Source organism: Bacteroidota bacterium, from assembly GCA_030706745.1.
GTDB lineage: Bacteria > Bacteroidota > Ignavibacteria > Palsa-1295 > Palsa-1295 > PALSA-1295.
The window spans coordinates 53,695-72,200 of sequence record JAUZNX010000007.1; the positions used below are offsets into that span (position 1 = coordinate 53,695).

Sequence of the window (18,506 nt, forward strand, 5' to 3'; positions counted from 1 at the left end):
GATTAACCCCTCATCACGCCCTCTGTGGGAACACGATTCTCCGTCCCGTTCCGGCCATTCCGTCCGAGACGGAAATAGCGGTATCCTCCCCAAAGAGATGCGCCAATTGCTCCGGCATAGATCGGCGCTGGGTGCGTCAGGACAGTATATTGTTGTTTAGTATCCTTCGCGAGCAATTCTTCGACGGCCTGTACCATGCCTTTGTTCAGTCCGAGCCCGCCGGTCAGTACGATCGGTGATTCGGCTTTGAGCGACAAAAGCAATCGAACAATGCGCGTCGCCACCGAAAGATGGATTCCCTTAATGATATTCTGGGTCGCAATACCCCGCGAAACCATGTTGATGACGTCCGTCTCGGCCAGGACCGCGCAGATCCCCGAGGGTTGCTCGGGATTAGTCGCCTGGAGCGAAATATCTCCGACCTCTTCGATTGAAAGGCCTAGATAGCGGGAGATATTCTCGATAAATTGCCCTGAACCAGAAGCACACTGACCCGTCATCTTATGATCGAGCACTCGGCCAGTCGAGTCGATCTTGATTGCGCGGGCATACAGGGCGCCCATGTCGACGACAGTCCGTGCCTCTGCACAGAAACTGTGTGCTCCACGTGCGTGCGTGGTCATTCCATAAAAGTGACCGGTCTTGCGTTCGACCATTTCGCCCTCGCCCGTCGACGCGATATAGGATACGCCATCGAGGCCAATCCCATAATCATCGGCAATACTCTTGATTAAATCGTCGGCTACCGGGACCGGGTTACGCTTACGAATCTTCTCCATTCGCCGGCGGACCACACGTGTCTGTGCCACGCCGCGATCATCCTCCGAATATTCCGTGAGAACCGCCTTGATGACACTGCCGCCGACATCGATGCCGAGCGTGTATATGAACCGGTTCTCGCTCATCCTATTTCCTCCTCCATCGTCGGCATGATTGGTGCCGACGAGCGTTTCGCTCGTGGCAATTCCACATTGACTCCTAAGCGCGCGAATCGGGCGCCACCCAACGCACCCATAAAAATGGAATCCGTGTGGATGTTCATCGTAATATCGGCACCATAATTCTCTGTAATGAATCCTCGAAGATACTTAAGCACCGCCGGGTTACGGGCGACACCCCCCGTAAAAGTAAACTCATTTCGGACGCCACCAGAACGCGCGATCAAGGACATCGCACGTTGCACAATCGCTTTATGCAGGCCACCTAAAATGTCCTCACGAGGAACACCCAGATTTTGCAGTTCACGAAGTTCGGCGCCCGCGAAGACGGTGCATGTTGAGCTGATTGTCGCGTCGCATGTTGCGCGAGTTGCTGTCTCCCCGAGCTCGCTAAGAGTGATTCCCAACTCGTCGGCGATATAGCCCAAATATCGCCCGCAACCCGCAGCGCAGCGGTCGTTCATTTGAAAGCTCGTGACGAACCCTTGATCGTCTACCTGGATGGCCTTCGTGTCCTGCCCGCCAATATCCAGAACGGTTCGCGTGTCCGGAAATGCGATGTGTGCACCAAAGGCGTGACAGAGAATCTCGGAGCGAATGCACTCCTTCGGAAACGGAAGAAGCGCTCGACCATAGCCGGTACCAACCATGTTCGCAATCGCGATCTCTTGAGCGGCAATGCGATCGATGTGCCGCTTGATCGTTTCGGATACTTCGCGGACATTGCCCGCCAGCAGATTAAGCTCCTCGTCAAATGAGACGCCCGGTGGGAGAATGCGTTCGGCAAATCCCGCATATTTCTCCTTCAGGATGTCCATTGCTTCGTGGACCAGTGCGGCGAAATCCATAGGGAGGATTTCATTCTCGACGGGCGTGATGCTCTTATCGAAGACCGTCATGAGCGGCTCGAATAGCATAGGATCCAGTTTGCCAACTCGATGATTGTACTGCTCGAAGAAGATGTCTCGGAAGAACTGGTTCTTTGAACCCAACTTACCGTGAAGGTACTCTTGCTTGATCGCAGGAATTGCGACTTCGAAATTGTTTCCGAGTGCCGCAAGGATCCGTGGCTGGCGATCGATCGGAAAATACGCGGTCGTCGTCGAGACCATCTGCCGATACAGCCGGTCGGCTCGGACGCGAAATTCCAAATACTGGAATGCATCTTCCAGATCGGCGACATAGCGCCTCAATTCCGGGTTGGCCTCTAATTCCGAGTGAAGAACTCGCTTCAGTAGCGAGAAGCGAGCGTTATAGACCGCCGCCAGTCGGGCGATTTCGGAGGCCACTTCGTAATTCGCTCGCGTATTTGTAATACCACGACCAATGATCTCATCATTCTGATTGATGATGACCGCCTTCGAAGTGGTCGAACCCAAGTCGATGCCAAGATAGTAGCTGCTCATAGCGCACCCTCCTGCTGAAGCACTGGTAGGATCATGCTACACTGCTCGCCGGACGAAGTCTGTTCGGGTTTACTAAACTGGTGCCGTCCACCGACTCGCTTTCGCTGGTCCATCATCTGGAAGAAGGAATCGAGACGATTCTTAATGTTCGCGTAAGAAAAGTAGCGCGGATCGACCAGATCAGACTCGATGAAAGATACTGGCACGCCGAGACGCTGTTCGAGTTCGCGCATGATCAGCAATTGCCCGGCGGAGAAGGAGTTACAGCTCTTGATCGAGTTGATCAGGAAACCGTCGGCTTTGTAGTCCTTGATGAATCCTTCGAGGAGGTTCACACGCTCCGGCAGGCTGATATTGGTATAACACCCCATGCAATATCGTGCAAGGCTTTCCAGCGGGTTATCCGGATCGTGACGAAATCCATTATCGAAGAGCCCGCCGACTTTCGTATATGAAGACGCCACAACTACCGCACCCATATCGTAGAACAGCTTCCAGAATTCGCGGAAGTGGGTCCAATTCGGGGGTCCTTCGACAACGAGCCGGAATCGCTCCTCTTCTAGTTCGCCTTCCGGTGTGACGGGAGTGCGACCTTCTCTGGCGCGCTCGGCTACTTCAAGATACAACTGATGGTAATATTCAACCGCGCTCTCGGCCCCGCGAAATCCGGCGTTGATCGGGCCGATATAGTAGACACCGGCAAAATATGCATCGATCGGTGACGGTACGATCTTCGTCAGATCGAAGATCTTTGAAATCCAATCTTCACTTTCACTCGCAAGTCCGAGATGCCTCGAGAGTTTCTCGGGATTGAATTTCTTGCCGGAGACCATTTCCATCTTAGGGATGACGTCCTCCTCGAGCTGGCGTACCATATAGGTCACCATGTCCTCGGTTATGACACCATCCGCCGCATACGGCGTGTGGAGCATGGCCGTTGGCACGCCCGGATAGAGCTTCTGAAGATTCTCAAACCACTTCAGAAAAGTGAAGCAACCGGTATAGCTCAGAAGAAGCAGGTCAGGGGGTGGAAGCTTCTCGCCGGTCGGTCCGATGTTTCCATTCAGGAACATGCCGACGTCACACTTCACATATGTGCAGACATCCTCTGAATATCCATATTTCTCTGCATCGCGAATCAGCGAACCCGATTTTTTGCGCATGCCCCATTGCAGCGCATTGATTTCCGGATAGACCGGCAGCATATCGAATGCAAGGATCAACTCCGAAAGATTACCCGGCACGAACGTATAGACTACTTTGCGTCCGGTATCTTTTGCAGTGGTAAGATCGTGGAAAAGGTCGCCGAGCATTTGCTTCTGCAGCAGCATGCTCCGTTCCTTGATGACTTCCGAGGGCTTCGCTGCAGCTTTGGCAGCGCCTTTTAAGAATGGCGGAGGTGCGATTATTTTCGACATAGATTAAGCGATTGCAGTTAGATCTTCAATCACGGTCGGCAGCCACATGTGGGAGTCAGGCTCCGAGCCGTCAGCACCGGAACCCCAGAGTTTGATCGAGTCCGAGAAAGCGCCAACTTCCTCCTTGATGACCTTGAATTGGCCCGTATTCTCACTATACTGAAATCCAATTGTCCGAACACCAGCGCGTTCGAGTCCAAGTTGAAGCTCAGGCCGATCGAGCAGGGCTGGATCGCAGAAGCTCGGTGCGGCGAAGATCACACCGTCCGCCTTTCGGCTTTTGACGAGACTCGCCAGACGTTCGACTTTTGTCCCGCTAGCTGGCGCAGCTTCATAGAGGGATGCGGAAAACGTCGAATGCTGGAGATACGCATCGACGATTGCCCCGAGTGGGTCGCTCGTATCCTCAGCAATATCACCTTCGATCCATCGCGAGCCCAGCATGAAATCATCGTCTACAATGTAGCAACCAGCCAGTTCGATTGTTTTGATCAGCCCAACTGGAGGCTGCTCACAGAATGCCCCACTGATCACAACTCGGATGTTGTCCAGCGGACGTCCGCGATCATCCTGAAGGTATGCTTCAAGCTCATACAGAATATTATTGTGCTCCTCCACTGGCATGGCTAACCCACTCCGAAGTACATTGTACCAGTCCACTGCGGATACCCGCCAGGGATACTCTTGCCGGATTGTAACAATGCGCTCGATGAGCGCCCGATTCTCATTATAAAGTCGAATAGAATGATTTAGTCGTTCCACCCATACTTCGTTTTCGAAGGGTACTGTTGAACGGTGTGACAATATCCCTTCAACAGTAGTCTCGATTTCTCGCCGATAGTAAGCACCACCGACCGACGGAAGGAAATTTTGCGGCAGGTCAAGATATTTGACGAATACATCGGGCTTAAAGATTTGGAACATTCCCGACAAGTTTCGGATCACGTCGCAAATCGATGGAAAGATGAATGCATCAAACTCGGCAAAAGCACCGCTCATCGCCAATTCCACGACGCCGCGTGGTAAATGACAGATATAAGACTGATAGTATGCATCTCCTTTGATGATCTGCATCCGATCGCCAGTACCCATGATTCCGACTGGGAGTCCGCCCATCGCATGGATTACTTCTCGAGGGATGTAAATCGGCAGATAGCCAGCGAGGAAACGCTCAGAACTTGCGCGTTTCCATGCTTTCGCATGTGAGAATTGTAGATCGAATGCGATGTGCTCGCATTCCGAGATTAACTTCTCGAATGTTCGGTGCATTATCGTGGAAGATACTCGCAGGTCTGCGCGAATTACGAACGTATGGGGCGCAGGACAAGGAATTGGAGCACAAGCACTCTGCCACAGGCCATCTTCTCTATATAGGGAATGAGAAGATGCCGATTGCGCTCCATTTCGAAGGGAGAAGCATGACAAAGCTAACACTGTTCGTAAGATTACTTTACAGAGTGCAATAAAGAAACTTAACTCTTGGGTGATAAGAGTAAGAAGAATTCTCGCCATTGACCAAATGCCAAAGCTAGAGCGGGCATCTCATGGGGCATCCTCTCGGACTGTAAAGGCGGCACAATAGTGGAGCGATCAGCTTCAATATGTCGGTACATGCATCTGAAGTTGTAATTCTCGCGGGTGGCGCCTCTTCGCGAATGGGTTCGGCGAAGGCACTTCTAGCCTATGCTGAAGGTGAGACGTTCCTCGATCATATTATAGCATCGTATCGCGCCGCGGGTGTGGATCGCGCAATTGTCGTATGGTCTGAGTCTGCCAGCCGGGATCCGCGGGTGCTGCATGCAATAGCGCATCCACTGACCATCAGCCTCAAAACCCGACACGTGTTTCATGAGAATCCATCCGCCGATCGACTGGAATCCATTCGATTCGGATTGCGCAATTGGAATGGAGAGTCCAGTGTGTTCTTGCAGGATGTGGATCGTCCCTTTGTCAATCCATCGGTAATTGCTGCGCTCCTGAGCTGTGAAGAATGCACCGATTTTGCCGCGCCCGACGTATTCGGTCATGCCGGCCATCCACTTCTACTTTCCGAGACAGTCAGCCATGCTGTTCTCGAAGCGCCCACGACGGGTATGGATTTCACGCTTCGAGATATTTTGCGACCCTTTCAACGCACTCTAGTGCGGGTCGGGTCGATGGAGGAAGCTTTCTTCCTTTCGATCAACATTAATACACCGGCGGAATACCGCGAGTACTTCCCTGTTCCTGAGTCCGTGAACGAATTGGTCCCCGCGTGACGAATACTATTCTTCACAGTATTATCCAGCTCCGTGAGCGGCGCGAACCGGGCGTGCTGTGCACGATAGTTAAAACCGAAGGTTCAACTCCGTTGAAGGCTGGCGCGCAAATGTTGGTGCGAACAGATCGTTCGATCGTCGGAACAATCGGCGGCGGCGCACTGGAACATGCCGCGATCGATGATGCCGTACAGACAATAGCATGCGGTAGCAGCCAGCTGTTCCAGCATCACCTTACCCGCGATCACAATATGTGTTGCGGAGGTACGGTACATCTATACACACAATTCCTGGACATCCCGGCTCAATGCGTCATCTTTGGCGCAGGACATGTGGGAAGCGCTCTTGCAGCGATTCTTGTACCCCTGGACTTTAATGTTCTGCTTGTCGATGGACGTCCTGGCATCATTGACCACGTGACGAAGGCTTCCAACTCACGAGGACAGGCTGAGAGCCTCCACCAAGGAATCACTTTCATCAATGAAGCTCCAGAAGTAGCCCTTTCATCATTGCTCTGGGACACGAATACCTATGCCGTCATCGCAACTCATAGTCATTCACTCGATCGCGAAGTTCTTCGGCTCGTGCTTCGTCAGCCATACAAGTACTGTGGGATGATTGGGAGCAAGCGCAAGGTGATCGTGAGCCGAAAGCTCTTCCTGGATCGTGGATGGGCAACCGAAGAGGAGCTAGATCGTGTCGACATGCCCATCGGCATAGACATCGCCGCCTGCAGCCCAGCAGAAATTGCTGTAAGCATCGCGGCTGGGATGGTTGCAATCAAAAACCAGAGCAAACCAACACATACGAAGGACAAAATACCTATAACGAATGAGTTGCTCGACTATGAGCAAACTTCTGAAGGCTTGTGTGTTCTTCATTCATAATTCGTAATTCATAATCTGCAATTTCAACTTCCCCGCTTCCAATAATGATTTCCCCAGCATTGCAACAACTCTACGATGAGCATGAGACTATTCTCGTCGCGATCGACCGTCTCAAAAATGAACTCCGCGCCGACGATCCCGCGAGTCAGGCCGAACAACTTCGGACACTTCTTCTTTTTTTTCGCGAATATGCCGATGGCTACCATCATCAAAAGGAAGATGATATCTTGTTTCCAGCGTTAGCCGATGCAAATCCCGCGATTGAAATGCTGACTGGTAGTCTGGAGGATCATCATGCACTTTTCCGCGAATCGCTCGCGGCTGCGGAAGCGGCCATCAATGCCAATGACTGGAAGACAACGTGTGCCACATTCGAAAAATATGCTTCGGATCTCATTGATCATATCAGCGCGGAGAATGACGAACTATTCGTCGCTGCCGAAGATGTCCTGAGTGATAGCGACCGAGAACGAATCCATTTCCAATTCCTCGATACGGATCGTGAACTCGGAATCGAACGAAAGAAACAATGGGAGGAGGAAATGTCACGTGGCTGACCATGCACGCATCGCAATCGTAACGGGTGGCGCCCAGGGAATCGGTGAGGCGATCGCGCAACGGCTTGCATCACAAGGATGCTTTGTCATCATCGTCGATCTGGCTGCGGAACTCGGCGATGCTGCTGTGGAAGGCATTGGCCGCGACCGAACCACATTCCATCGCTGCGATATTTCCGACGCTGATGACGTGCGACAACTATTCGAGTGGGTTCGAGCAACATACGGTCACATCGACGTACTAGTCAATAACGCCGGCGTCATCCGCGATCATATGATATGGAAAATGACACCCGAGGAATTTGACTTGGTCATTCGGGTGAACCTGCGCGGGACCTGGCTCATGTGCCGCCAAGCGGCTATGGTAATGAAGGAGCGCAAGACTGGGGCAATTATCAACATTTCATCCAGAGCCTGGCTTGGCAATTTAGGCCAGACCAACTATTCTGCTTCGAAAGCCGGAATCGTCGGGCTAACACGATCACTCGCATTGGAACTTGGCCCGCACATGGTGCGAGTGAACGCGGTCGCTCCGGGATTGATTGACACACCGCTCGCGCGCGCCCTGCCTCCAGAAGTTCAACAGAAACTCATTAACGCACAGCCAACCCGAAGTATGGGGCAACCCGAAGACGTAGCCGAGGTCGTTGCATTCCTTGCATCGGACGAGTGCCGGTTCATGACAGGACAAGTTCTATATGTTGACGGGGGCAAGAGTATTGGAGCTGGTATCTGATGCAGACACTGACACTTCGAGTTAATGGCCGCGAGCGGAGCTTCCTGATTGAGGAACACGAGACGCTCGCCCGGGTGCTTCGCGAGAGAGCTCAACTTACAGGCACAAAGATCGGCTGCGAGCAGGGAAGCTGCGGAGCCTGCACTGTCCTCGTCAATGGACAGCCAACACTCAGCTGCATCACGCCGGCACTGAGATACGATGGGGCCGAAGTCACAACCGTCGAGGGAGTCGCGAATGGCAGCAAACTCAACGCGGTCCAGGAAGCACTCATCGAACACGGCGCGTTGCAGTGTGGATATTGTACGCCTGGCATTGTAACGACTGCAACAGCATTTCTAGAATCGAACCCTCATCCCACCCGCGCGGAAATAGCCGAGGCGATCTCGGGAAATATCTGCCGTTGCACCGGCTATCAAAAGATCATCGATGGGATCGAAGCAGCAGCGAATGCTGAATTCCAGCCAGAACAACCTTCAATTCCGCATGCCGGCAGTGTGATCGGGAAGCGTACACCCCTGCTCGACTCGCGCAAGAAGGTGACCGGCGAAGCAAAGTTCACCGATGACATCATCGTGCCCAACGCGCTCTTTTGTGCATTCCTGCGGTCCACCGAACCGCACGCCACCATCGAGAGCATTGACACCACCGCCACTCTCGCTATGCCGGGCGTAAGAGCGGTGGCAACCGGTAAGGACTTGACCGAGACCTTCGGAGTGCTTGCCATTTCGCAGGATCAGACGGCCATTGCGGTTGAGAAGGTACGGTTTATTGGTGAGATCGTCGCCGCAGTCGCAGCCGAGACAGAAGCAGAAGCACGTAATGCCCTCAAGACCATCGTTATCCGATACAAACCGCTGCCCACCGCCTTTCACTGGAAGGACGCACTAAGACCGACCGACAAGGCCGGACTCATTCACGAGCAATCGACTAAACATGGATGCAATCTCCACAAACAAGCGGAGATGCAGTTGGGAGCGCGCGACGAGACCCGACCTTCGGCTTTTACATCGTCGATGGAGTTTGATTTTCCTGGCATCAATCATGCCTTCCTTGAACCACATGCAGCCATTGCAGTCTGGGATGAACATGACGGCCTCACGCTGACATCGGCTACGCAGGTGCCACATTACACCCAGCGCGCACTCGCAAAAGTACTTCATTTGCCTCTGGAGAAAGTCCGCGTGATTAAGCCATTCGTTGGCAGCGGGTTCGGCGGCAAGAGCGATCCATTCGCACACGAAATGATCGTCTCCTACTTTGCGATCAAAACCTGCCGCCCCGTTCGGACGCGGCTCAGTCGCGAAGAAGTGTTTTTGACGAATCATGGCCGTCATCCAACCCACATTGCGCTCACGACTTCTATGGATGCTGCAGGCAAGCTACTCAGCACCAATGCCGATGTGGTGATCGATGGTGGCGCATACGGCAGTTTCGGAGTTGTCACGACGTATTACAACGGAGTTTTGCTCCAGGCGCCGTATGCGCTCGATCAGTATAGCTTCCGATCACGGCGCGTCTACACGAACAAACCGGCCTGCGGCGCGATGCGCGGCCACGGTGCGGTCAATCCACGATATGCGATGGAAGTCGTACTCGACGATCTCGCCCACCAGGCTGGCCTCGATCCTATCGAGCTTCGACTGCAAAATCTACTGCCCGGTAATACACAAACACTGGGGCAGTACCGAATTACCAGCAACGGACTCCCCGAAGCTATTGAGACCATCCGACGTGACTCTGGCTGGGATGAAAAGCATGGGAAGTTGCCGCATGGCCGTGGTATCGGTGTCGCATGCGGATTCTTCATCAGTGGCAGCGCGCTTCCGATCATCTGGAATGACCTGCCACAGTCCGTCGTCCATCTCAAAGTGGATTTCGATGGCCGCGTTGTAATTTATTCCGGTGCGAGCGATATTGGCCAAGGCTCGGATACCATGCTAGCACTGGTGGTCGCCGAAGAACTCGGCGTTTCGCTCTCAAAAACATTCGTTCACGCCGCTGACACCCGGTTCACGCCTGTTGACCTGGGCAGCTACTCGAGTCGGGTGACCTTTATGGCAGGCAATGCCGCCAAGAGCGCGGCGACGAAAATGCGAGAGACAATTCTCGAAGCCGTTGCCCGCCAACACGAAATCCAGGCCACAGACCTCACAATCGTAAACGACCGGATTCAATCCGCCAATCAGCGAATAGATCTCTCCTGGCAAGAGGCGATCGATATTGCGACCGCACATCGTGGCGCGCTTGCGACAAGCGGCTGGTATATCTCGCCAAAGTTGGGAGGCGATTTCAAAGGCGCTGGCGCGGGGCTGAGCCCATCGTACAGTTTTGGCGCGTTGATCGCGGAAGTCGAGGTGAATCCCACAAGCGGCGCGCTCCGCGTGCTCGATCTCTGGGGCGCGCACGATTGCGGGCGCGCACTCAATCGCCTTGCTGTCGAAGGCCAACTCGAAGGCTCTTGGCACATGGGCATGGGACAAGCCGTGAGTGAGGCAATGGAGTTTTACGACGGACTGCTGCTCAATGGGAATCTGCTCGATTATCGGATACCGACGTCAGTTGATACGCCGCCCATCCACACCAATATCATTGAGACAATGGACCCGGAAGGTCCGTTCGGAGCAAAGGAATGCGGAGAGGGCGCTCTGCATCCGGTGATCCCGGCCATTGCCAATGCCGTATTTGATGCCGTTGGAGTTCGAGTAACGACCTTGCCGATAACATCCGAGAGCCTGCTCGCTGCGATGAAACACCAGAAATTCGGTGAGGGCCGCAAAGTGACATCACTCACAAAGAAGAAATTAGTAAAGGAATGAGTTACTCGCACCCCAAGACTCTGGCAGAAGCGGCGCTCCTCACGAAGCGTGAGACGGATTGTATGTTCATTGCTGGCGGTACCGATCTCATGGTGCGCCGATCGCTTGGATTGGACGCAACGACTCATCTTATCGATCTCACAGGCATCCGTGAGCTTCGCGGCATTACGCTCGAAGGCGACACGCTCTCGATCGGTGCGGCAACCACCCTCGCCGAGCTGGCTAGTAATGCGACCGTGCAATCGCACTTCCTGGCTCTTACCGAGGCGGCCCTGGCGATTGCCTCGCCCTCAATCCGCAATAGTGGAACTGTCGCGGGCAATCTCCTGTGCGAGAACCGTTGTATTTACTACGATCAGTCTGAGTTTTGGCAGACAGCCGCAGGCGGCTGCCTGAAATGCGGCGCAGAGGTCTGCATTGCAACCGGCAGCGCCAAGCACTGCTACTCGGTCTTCATTTCCGATCTGGCTCCAGTGCTTATCGTCATCGGAGCACAAGTCGAGATCCTGGAAGAGGAAAACGCTCACAACATCGTGGGAAAGCCAGTCGAGTGGCTCTATACAGGTGATGGTCTTGCTTCTCATACGACCTCGAAGCGAGATATTCTCACCCGAATACTAATACCAATACCTAAGAGTATTCCGCGAGTATTATTCCGCAAGATTCGGCCGCGCGGAAGTGTTGATTTTACGAACTTGACAGTTGCATTGCGGCAAAGTCATGATGGAACAACGACTGTCGCGGTAAGTGGTATCGGACCCGCACCGGCAGTCGTGCGCGACACTACGACGAACGATGCCGGATCGCTTGCTACCGCACTACTCAAGCAGAGCCAAATTATCGACAATCTATCCTATCGCCGTTCATACCGGAAGGAGATGCTCACGGAGGTTCTCCAATCAATGACCAAAGACTGATGAAGCCAGCCTATTTGTCATTAATTTGTTGGCGTGGTGACTTCCACCGTTACCGTGCGGGAGTAGAAACGTCCTTCCGGCAGACTGTTATCATATAGTAATACGGATCGCCCGAGACCACGCACATCAAGACTGTGGTACGCGCTGGCATTCTTTTGATAGATGGACTGCGCCGTGGCCTGCGCGCGCGAAGTCGAGAGCTTGAAGTTGTATTCGTCGCTTCCGATTCGATCTGTATACCCAAACACTTTGACCTTTGACTCCGCTGTCGTTCTCGATCGTACTAATGCGGAGATACGCGCGTTTGCATCACTGAGTTCGCTACGATTAAAGTCGAACAATATCAAATTATACCGCGAGATGATTGTATCAATGGAGCCCTCGTGGTGCTTATCGAGCAGGGTATAGTGCCGCGCTGGCAATTGGACCGGCTCACTGTGTACTTCTTGTCCACTCCGATCAGATAGTTCAAATCGAGCTTGGATCGATCCAAGATTCTTTAGCCTCGTGCCTGGCACATTCTGCAAATCCCAGTCAAGCGTATGCTGCACCGTATCGGAGCCAGTGAATGTCTTCGAAGCCACATTTTTATCATCCTGGACCGTGACCAGCCACCGCGCCACACCTGCCTCCGCAACTTCCTTTGGTTCAGCGCGCAGAATTGGCGGCTTGGGCACATGCGCTGTATCGGTCGTGAAGATCGGCTCCATTATCTGCCAAAGATTCGAGGTGATTTCCACGCGGCGGTTTTCCTGCAATCCGCCCGTATCGCTGATGCTCGATGGCTTCTCCGGCAAAGTTCGATATTCAAGCTTCATACGCGATGGCTTGATGCCCCAAACATCGTGAAGATAGTCAAACACCGCTTTCGCCCTTGATTGCGAGAGCCCATTGATCGCTTTTTCATCGCCGCCATCATTGCAGCCGATAATCGTCAAGCGGCCCTTCGGGAATGCCCGCATGCGCTGGCCGTAGATATTAAGTGCCTCATAATACAGTGGCAGTGTCTCAAGATCAGAGAACCGATGGAAATCATAGTTCCGAGTCTCCTGATCTGAAATCCTGTGATAACGTGCAGGTAATTCCGATGTCCCCTTATCGAAGAAGATGTAGTTCAACAGCGGACGGTACTGCGTCCGAATGTAGTCTTCAATCACCAACTCCCTTATTGGATGTACCGTCTGGTCCACTTCAACCCCTTCGACTTCGAGTGATGCCGCAATCGATGGCATTTTTGGCTTCACTGGAGGTGGTTGAGGAGCCGGAGGTGGCTGAGGTAGCGGAGGAAGTGTGGGTATGACCTTCGTCGGTGTGTACTCAATCGAGACACCCGCCGTGATAGAACTTGCTCGCCAGCTCATCCCCTTCGCTAGCGGAGTTACGCCGTATGTGAAAAATGCCTCCGGCACGAGATGCATTGTTCCCGTCGCATTCATCGGCAATTCGTATTGGCTTCCGATGGTGATCGCAGCCATGAATCTCGAAGCATCAGGAATCGAACCGGAATAATCATTTCGTACACGGCCAACTGCGTTGCCATTACCGTCAACAAAAACACCATTACTCGGTTGCGTGACTTCTTCTCGCTCCTCGAAGATCTTTGAGGTGACTAATCCAATGGTAGGGCCGGCAAGCAGGCGCCATGCCATCGAAGGATGGTATGCGATCAATGGCGAGAGTCCGATCATTCCTATCTTTGTCCTCAATGTGTTCACGAATGTGCCGTTCACGAGTTGATCGTTTTGATCGATGACTTGTGTGACCTCGGTGCTGTTTAACGTCGCGCCAAGATCGTGATAGCCAAGGCGCAATTCTAACGAGTACTTCGAACTGAGTGGCATTGCATGGAGCGCACCGAAATCCAACCCAAAGCCAGTCCCGGTTCTGAATGCGTTGCCGCATACTGGGCACGTGGGTACATACCGGAAGTTGCCAGATTGAATCGGCAACGCGCCGTTCAGAAACGCTCCATACCGCGCGCCCGAGTCGACTCCTTGCGCATGGGCAATCGAGGCTATGACGAATGACAAATGACAAATGACGAATAAGACTCTTCTCCACAATTTGTTATTCGTATTTCGTAATTCGTCATTCGTAATTCTCAATTGCCTCACCGGTACACCTCCATCCTTCGGCATTCCCGCTGTGTCGGCGATTGAAGTATGGTCGTATAGATTCCGCAGGGCAGGGATGAGAGATCGAGTTGAACGTCGTAAGCACCAGCATTCTGCTCTGCGTCCAGCACTGTCCGCACCACACGTCCAAGCATATCGACGATGCGAAATGAGGTCTTACCGCTCTCGATCAGATGATACTTGATCGAGAGGTTGCCACTCGTCGGATTGGGCGCAATCGAGCTAATTCCAAAATATCCGTTCGCGCTAAAGAGCCGCTTTCCTCCCTCCGTACAGACGCCGAGGAGCTGGAATAACCCACTCCGCAGGCTGGTAGTCACTGGTCGACCATTCGTCCACACCACCGAGTCGAGCATGATCGAATCCTGATCGGTGTCGCCGAGTGCAACCCGAAACCCAAGCTGAAGGAGATTGCCGACGACAAGGGTATCAGCCCTATGGCCTGCAATCGTTATGGTGCGGTACCGACCGTTATCGACCGAGGGCCATGCATCGTCCGGCTCGAGCAACGAGCGGTTGAATCGGAGCCTGCAATAATAGGATGTTGCCTTCGAGCTGTCAAGATGATGCGAACTCAGAATGTCCAAGGGAATCATGATATGATCGCCGGGAGCCGCGTCTAAGTCGGGCAATGCAAGCAATACATCGGGGCGCGCCGCCGCCGGAATGATCTCAATCGAATCGACAGCCTGACACCCAGCGACATCTTCAACAAAAACCAGGTACGTGCCGGCAGAATCGACAACGAGCGAATCTGCCGTGCCAACTTGCCGCGTGCCGGACATCCATAAATATTTCGAAAAGATGCTGGGCACACGTAGAATGATCGAGTCACCATTGTCGGGCAGTTGTGTAGCGGAAGCCGATATGTCGACGGTCGGTTTCGCAGCAACGGTGATATTGAACGCGGAGGATGTTCCTTCACATCCGCCCGTGGTCCAAACGGTCAGGGTATAAGTCCCTGCATTCGAGATGACAATCCATGGTGTGGTTTCGCCAGTGCTCCACTGGTACCTGTCATAAATCGTGTCTGCTCGGAGTGTATCCGTTACGTCGGTACAAAGAACAGATTGCCCGAGAATTGCTGGGATAATAGTCTTACCGAGCGCAACATCGATCGTGCTCGAGTCTGGGCATGAACCATTTGAACTCACTAATGTCACGTGACCTATGCGAGAATCCGCCCATGTTACGACGACTGAATCGCCGGTTAGAGTTGCCGGCGTTCCTCCATCGACCCTCCAGGTGTGATTCACCCCGGCGCTTGGATCTGTCACATAGGTCGCAGTGCTGCCAGTACATGCTGTACGCGGGCCGCTAAACGAAGATGATGTTCGTGGCGTCACAATGATCGTCTCACTATCTTTGAACGGACAGCCACCCTTCCTCATCGCTACGTAGTAGGTCGTTGTCGTATTCGGCGAAACGACCTGGACCGAATCGAAAGGATTGGCGTAGGTGCCGCCGGTCCACGCGTACGAGTCAGCGCCCGTCGCGGCCGGGGAAGCGCTATCCCCGGCACAAATCGTCATCGTATCCTGGAGTACCCTTGGATAGGTATAGGGAGTCGTCCCTTCCGGAATTGCGGACGGGGCCGGTATCGTAATACCATCTTGACCCGCGGTCGCCCCGTACGCTGTATAGTCGATTGACGGATCGTAACATCTCACCAACAGACCCGACTTCCCGCCGTTCGTCTCTTGACTCAAACCTGTATGCGCATCAGAGTAGATTGCTCCGCCACTTCCGCCGCCCCCGGGACCGTACCCATACGACGCGCCTCTTATGCTGTCCGCGTCGGCATAGCCGCCATTGCCGCCATCAGCTTGGATGGTCAGAGCGCCCGCTATCGTACTGACATCGAGCAACACTGTCCCTCCTGCTCCGCCGCCGCCCGCGCCATCGATCTTCGAAGTGTCACGTACGCTCGCGCCGTTGCTGCGGATGCTCCCCCCTGCACCAACGATCGCCTTAGCCCGAATAATGATAATCCCGCCGCCGGAGGCTCCGCCGGTTCCTCCGCCATCGTTCTCATGTCCACCACCTCCGCCGCCGCCCAAGAACAATCCTTTGCCGGAGTATGCGGCAAGACCATGTCCACCAATTCCACCAACTGAGGCTCTCGCAAATCCTTCGCCGCTGCATTGATCGCCACCTTGTCCGCCATTTGTCAAGTTCGCACCACCACCACCGCCAGCATTATGCGAATCCCCGCCACCACCACCGTTTGCGGGAGCGCCTCGCGCCTGATCGCGCAGCATGGAATCCTCTGTCCCGATTCCCATGCCTTTGTACCCGCCGCCACCTGTATCCGGACCAACATAATACGTTACCGAATTACCGTTGTCCTTATCGTTTGTTTGGCCGCCGGCAAAACCCATTCCGCTCGCGTCGATGTCCGATTGCAGCGTCAGTGTACCGGATGCTTCAAGTATAAGCACTCCGCCGGTTTGTGTCGTGGCGTCCCAGGGGGTTGCAGTAAGAAGTCCATGCACGATAACATCAGTATACTGGGGAATCTTAACAATTTGGACAAGCCCACTCACGTCGTAGTGATTCACTAACTTGTTCCTAAAGCGAATCGTAACGAGATCCAGTATTTCGCTGACTTCTGCAATTTCGCAAGCCCCAGCTCCATTCACGCTTTGGACGGTACCGTAGCTCGCGGCGTCTGTCTCATCAATGGCTGCACCACCCATTTGAATAATCAGAACTCGATCACCTATAACAAATGTGTGGGCTGCAGGAACAGTCATCGTATTCCGGCACTCATCGATACTCACAACGTGCTGATACACATTGATCATGCCGGAAATGGTTTGGGCCAACGCGACAGAGGGGATCACTCCCGCGAGCATCACGGCGAAAGCCGCAATCGCAAACACCCCTCGTAAATTTCGCAGCATAATGCAAGTTAAGCGCTTGTGCATCTCACTCTTAATGCATGTCCAAAATTATCAAAAAAGTGCGGCAGTAGTTGACTGTATTTTCCGAGCTCATCGGACAGGACAATAATTTGTCGCATCTCTAACGGAGTCCTGTAAGGATTTCAGAGACCGATAAGGAAAATTGTCGGGGATATCAAACGAGAAGTGCGATTTCCAACAATAGGAAGGCAAGGCACAGAGATTGCACTTCGTTTTGGGGTGTAGGTTCAATTCGTTCTCAATGTGACATGAAGACACTTCTGGCAATTGTTTCGATCGTTCTTATTACCGCCACATTTTTTGCATGCTCTTCCCCCATGAACACATCGCCCGGCAGCGTGCAACTCACTTCGGACAAAATCCAACTTGCCGGAATGGATACTACCGGCACGGTCGAGGCCGCTCTAAGTTGCGGATGCCCGTGTATGCTCAGTAACATGAAGGTGACGGGAGATACCTCGGTTATTCGTTTCAATCTCGCCGCTCACCGGACTTCGGAATCCACACATCATATCACCGCGACGGCGACGCCATCAAGTGCGAAGCCTGGCACGTACACTTGCGTGTTTTCATTCATGATTCACGACCCAATGGAAATGGGTGGTATGCATGATTATCCTGCCAGTATTGTGGCTACATTTGCTCGCTGAGTACTGCAACCAAATGCATCAATCTTCTGCCGGGCGCTGGATCCTAATCGCGTCCATCCTTCTCTTCTGTATTTTTTCATTCTTCGTATCGGCCGCTCGGGCGACAACGCCCGTCAATGACACCGTCGTGGTCACGGACACGGTGCATGTGCTCGATATGGTCTGCGGGTCATGTGAGAATCGCATCAAGACCAAACTTGGCAGGTTTGAGGGAGTGCATTCAGTTGAAGCTGACCATGTGGCTGGAAACGTTATCGTATCGCATTTGCTATCCGTGACCCAAAAGACGATCGAACAATGGATTTCGAAAATCGGATATAGCACTAAGAAGTATTCTGCTGACAAATCCGCCCACAAGGCACTACCAGCCTGCTGTAAAAAGGAGAATCAATAGCCATGCTTCGACAAACGAGTCTCATCTGCACATTATCGACATTCCTTCTGCTCACCATTGGTACCGGCTGCAATAAACCCGAACGCTCCAAAAGCGATCAAGTGACCGAACTCATGGCTGATAGCACTGCACGCGCAATTATTGCCCAAAGGATCGTGCAAGACCGTGACATGTATCTTCAGGTCCAACAACTGATGATGCAACAAGGGCCTATGGATACGACGGGTGGTGGCATTTGCGATCTCATGATGGGTAAAGCCCGTTCCGATTCCGCACTGGCAGAACATATGTGTAATGTGATGGCATCCGATACGATGATGGCAGCGAAAATGCGTGCGAAGTTGGGACTCCGCGTTCAGGCAACCCCCATGAAGCGCGGCCAACTCCAGAACCCCAGTCTGCACGACAAAACTGGAGTCGTTCGCAAGCCATAGACCATTCGGCACAGATCAAGATCGGGCGAG

At 53.3% G+C, this 18,506-nt stretch carries 15 protein-coding genes; 9 read left to right on the forward strand and 6 right to left on the reverse strand.

Going from position 1 to position 18,506, the window contains the following annotated elements; all coding sequences use genetic code 11:
- Window positions 1–2: 2 nt before the first annotated feature.
- Genes Q8902_09560 through Q8902_09575 form a run of 4 tightly spaced genes read right to left on the reverse strand, consistent with a single transcriptional unit; the run spans window position 3 to window position 5,031 of the window.
- Window positions 3–905, reverse strand: coding sequence for a BadF/BadG/BcrA/BcrD ATPase family protein (locus Q8902_09560; protein ID MDP4199806.1), 903 nt, complete (start codon window positions 903–905; stop codon window positions 3–5).
- A complete protein-coding gene (locus Q8902_09565) occupies window positions 902–2,344 on the reverse strand; it encodes a BadF/BadG/BcrA/BcrD ATPase family protein (protein ID MDP4199807.1) in 1,443 nt (480 codons plus the stop codon). Before Q8902_09565 ends, Q8902_09560 begins: the two co-directional genes overlap by 4 nt.
- Complete coding sequence (bcrB, locus tag Q8902_09570) at window positions 2,341–3,762, reverse strand: benzoyl-CoA reductase subunit B (GenBank protein MDP4199808.1); 1,422 nt, start codon at window positions 3,760–3,762, stop codon at window positions 2,341–2,343. The genes Q8902_09565 and bcrB overlap by 4 nt, the downstream gene beginning before the upstream one ends.
- A gap of 3 nt (window positions 3,763–3,765) precedes the next feature.
- Entirely contained in the window at window positions 3,766–5,031 is a 1,266-nt protein-coding gene (locus Q8902_09575) for a 2-hydroxyacyl-CoA dehydratase (protein MDP4199809.1), read from the reverse strand.
- A gap of 332 nt (window positions 5,032–5,363) precedes the next feature.
- On the opposite strand from Q8902_09575, the gene Q8902_09580 reads away from it, so the two are divergent.
- The 6 genes from Q8902_09580 to Q8902_09605 are packed head-to-tail and all read left to right on the forward strand — an operon-like array spanning window position 5,364 to window position 11,936.
- Window positions 5,364–6,020: a nucleotidyltransferase family protein gene (locus tag Q8902_09580; GenBank protein MDP4199810.1), complete on the forward strand. Its 657-nt coding sequence runs from the start codon at window positions 5,364–5,366 to the stop codon at window positions 6,018–6,020.
- A complete protein-coding gene (locus Q8902_09585) occupies window positions 6,017–6,907 on the forward strand; it encodes an XdhC family protein (protein ID MDP4199811.1) in 891 nt (296 codons plus the stop codon). Before Q8902_09580 ends, Q8902_09585 begins: the two co-directional genes overlap by 4 nt.
- Before the next feature lie 59 nt (window positions 6,908–6,966).
- A complete protein-coding gene (locus Q8902_09590; protein ID MDP4199812.1) occupies window positions 6,967–7,464 on the forward strand; it encodes a hemerythrin domain-containing protein in 498 nt (165 codons plus the stop codon).
- Complete coding sequence (gene fabG / locus Q8902_09595; protein MDP4199813.1) at window positions 7,457–8,200, forward strand: 3-oxoacyl-ACP reductase FabG; 744 nt, start codon at window positions 7,457–7,459, stop codon at window positions 8,198–8,200. Before Q8902_09590 ends, fabG begins: the two co-directional genes overlap by 8 nt.
- On the forward strand, window positions 8,200–11,019 hold the full coding sequence (locus tag Q8902_09600; protein MDP4199814.1) for a molybdopterin-dependent oxidoreductase: 2,820 nt from the start codon (window positions 8,200–8,202) through the stop codon (window positions 11,017–11,019). Before fabG ends, Q8902_09600 begins: the two co-directional genes overlap by 1 nt.
- Complete coding sequence (locus Q8902_09605) at window positions 11,016–11,936, forward strand: FAD binding domain-containing protein (protein MDP4199815.1); 921 nt, start codon at window positions 11,016–11,018, stop codon at window positions 11,934–11,936. Before Q8902_09600 ends, Q8902_09605 begins: the two co-directional genes overlap by 4 nt.
- Before the next feature lie 20 nt (window positions 11,937–11,956).
- Here Q8902_09605 and Q8902_09610 read toward each other — a convergent pair whose 3' ends face one another.
- Together Q8902_09610 and Q8902_09615 are read right to left on the reverse strand one after the other, a co-directional pair.
- Window positions 11,957–13,966, reverse strand: a complete 2,010-nt coding sequence (locus Q8902_09610) for an OmpA family protein (protein ID MDP4199816.1) — start codon at window positions 13,964–13,966, stop codon at window positions 11,957–11,959.
- An 80-nt stretch (window positions 13,967–14,046) separates the two neighbouring features.
- On the reverse strand, window positions 14,047–16,977 hold the full coding sequence (locus Q8902_09615) for a T9SS type A sorting domain-containing protein (protein MDP4199817.1): 2,931 nt from the start codon (window positions 16,975–16,977) through the stop codon (window positions 14,047–14,049).
- A 269-nt stretch (window positions 16,978–17,246) separates the two neighbouring features.
- Between Q8902_09615 and Q8902_09620 the strand changes: the two genes are divergently transcribed.
- From Q8902_09620 to Q8902_09630, 3 genes are read left to right on the forward strand one after another with little or no spacing between them, the layout of a single operon-like run.
- Complete coding sequence (locus tag Q8902_09620; GenBank protein MDP4199818.1) at window positions 17,247–17,648, forward strand: hypothetical protein; 402 nt, start codon at window positions 17,247–17,249, stop codon at window positions 17,646–17,648.
- A gap of 13 nt (window positions 17,649–17,661) precedes the next feature.
- Window positions 17,662–18,042: a heavy metal-associated domain-containing protein gene (locus Q8902_09625; GenBank protein MDP4199819.1), complete on the forward strand. Its 381-nt coding sequence runs from the start codon at window positions 17,662–17,664 to the stop codon at window positions 18,040–18,042.
- Window positions 18,043–18,044: 2 nt separating this feature from the next.
- Entirely contained in the window at window positions 18,045–18,476 is a 432-nt protein-coding gene (locus tag Q8902_09630; protein ID MDP4199820.1) for a hypothetical protein, read from the forward strand.
- The last annotated feature ends 30 nt before the right edge of the window (window positions 18,477–18,506 follow it).

What these genes read in the sequence shown, in the direction of transcription:
- Q8902_09575 (MDP4199809.1), bottom strand. Translation starts at nt 5,031, where the DNA reads ATGCACCGAACATTCGAGAAGTTAATCTCGGAATGCGAGCACATCGCA.
- Q8902_09625 (MDP4199819.1), top strand. Translation starts at nt 17,662, where the DNA reads ATGCATCAATCTTCTGCCGGGCGCTGGATCCTAATCGCGTCCATCCTT.
- Q8902_09560 (MDP4199806.1), bottom strand. Translation starts at nt 905, where the DNA reads ATGAGCGAGAACCGGTTCATATACACGCTCGGCATCGATGTCGGCGGC.
- Q8902_09600 (MDP4199814.1), top strand. Translation starts at nt 8,200, where the DNA reads ATGCAGACACTGACACTTCGAGTTAATGGCCGCGAGCGGAGCTTCCTG.
- Q8902_09615 (MDP4199817.1), bottom strand. Translation starts at nt 16,977, where the DNA reads ATGCTGCGAAATTTACGAGGGGTGTTTGCGATTGCGGCTTTCGCCGTG.
- Q8902_09630 (MDP4199820.1), top strand. Translation starts at nt 18,045, where the DNA reads ATGCTTCGACAAACGAGTCTCATCTGCACATTATCGACATTCCTTCTG.
- Q8902_09565 (MDP4199807.1), bottom strand. Translation starts at nt 2,344, where the DNA reads ATGAGCAGCTACTATCTTGGCATCGACTTGGGTTCGACCACTTCGAAG.
- bcrB (MDP4199808.1), bottom strand. Translation starts at nt 3,762, where the DNA reads ATGTCGAAAATAATCGCACCTCCGCCATTCTTAAAAGGCGCTGCCAAA.
- Q8902_09580 (MDP4199810.1), top strand. Translation starts at nt 5,364, where the DNA reads ATGTCGGTACATGCATCTGAAGTTGTAATTCTCGCGGGTGGCGCCTCT.
- Q8902_09605 (MDP4199815.1), top strand. Translation starts at nt 11,016, where the DNA reads ATGAGTTACTCGCACCCCAAGACTCTGGCAGAAGCGGCGCTCCTCACG.
- Q8902_09620 (MDP4199818.1), top strand. Translation starts at nt 17,247, where the DNA reads ATGAAGACACTTCTGGCAATTGTTTCGATCGTTCTTATTACCGCCACA.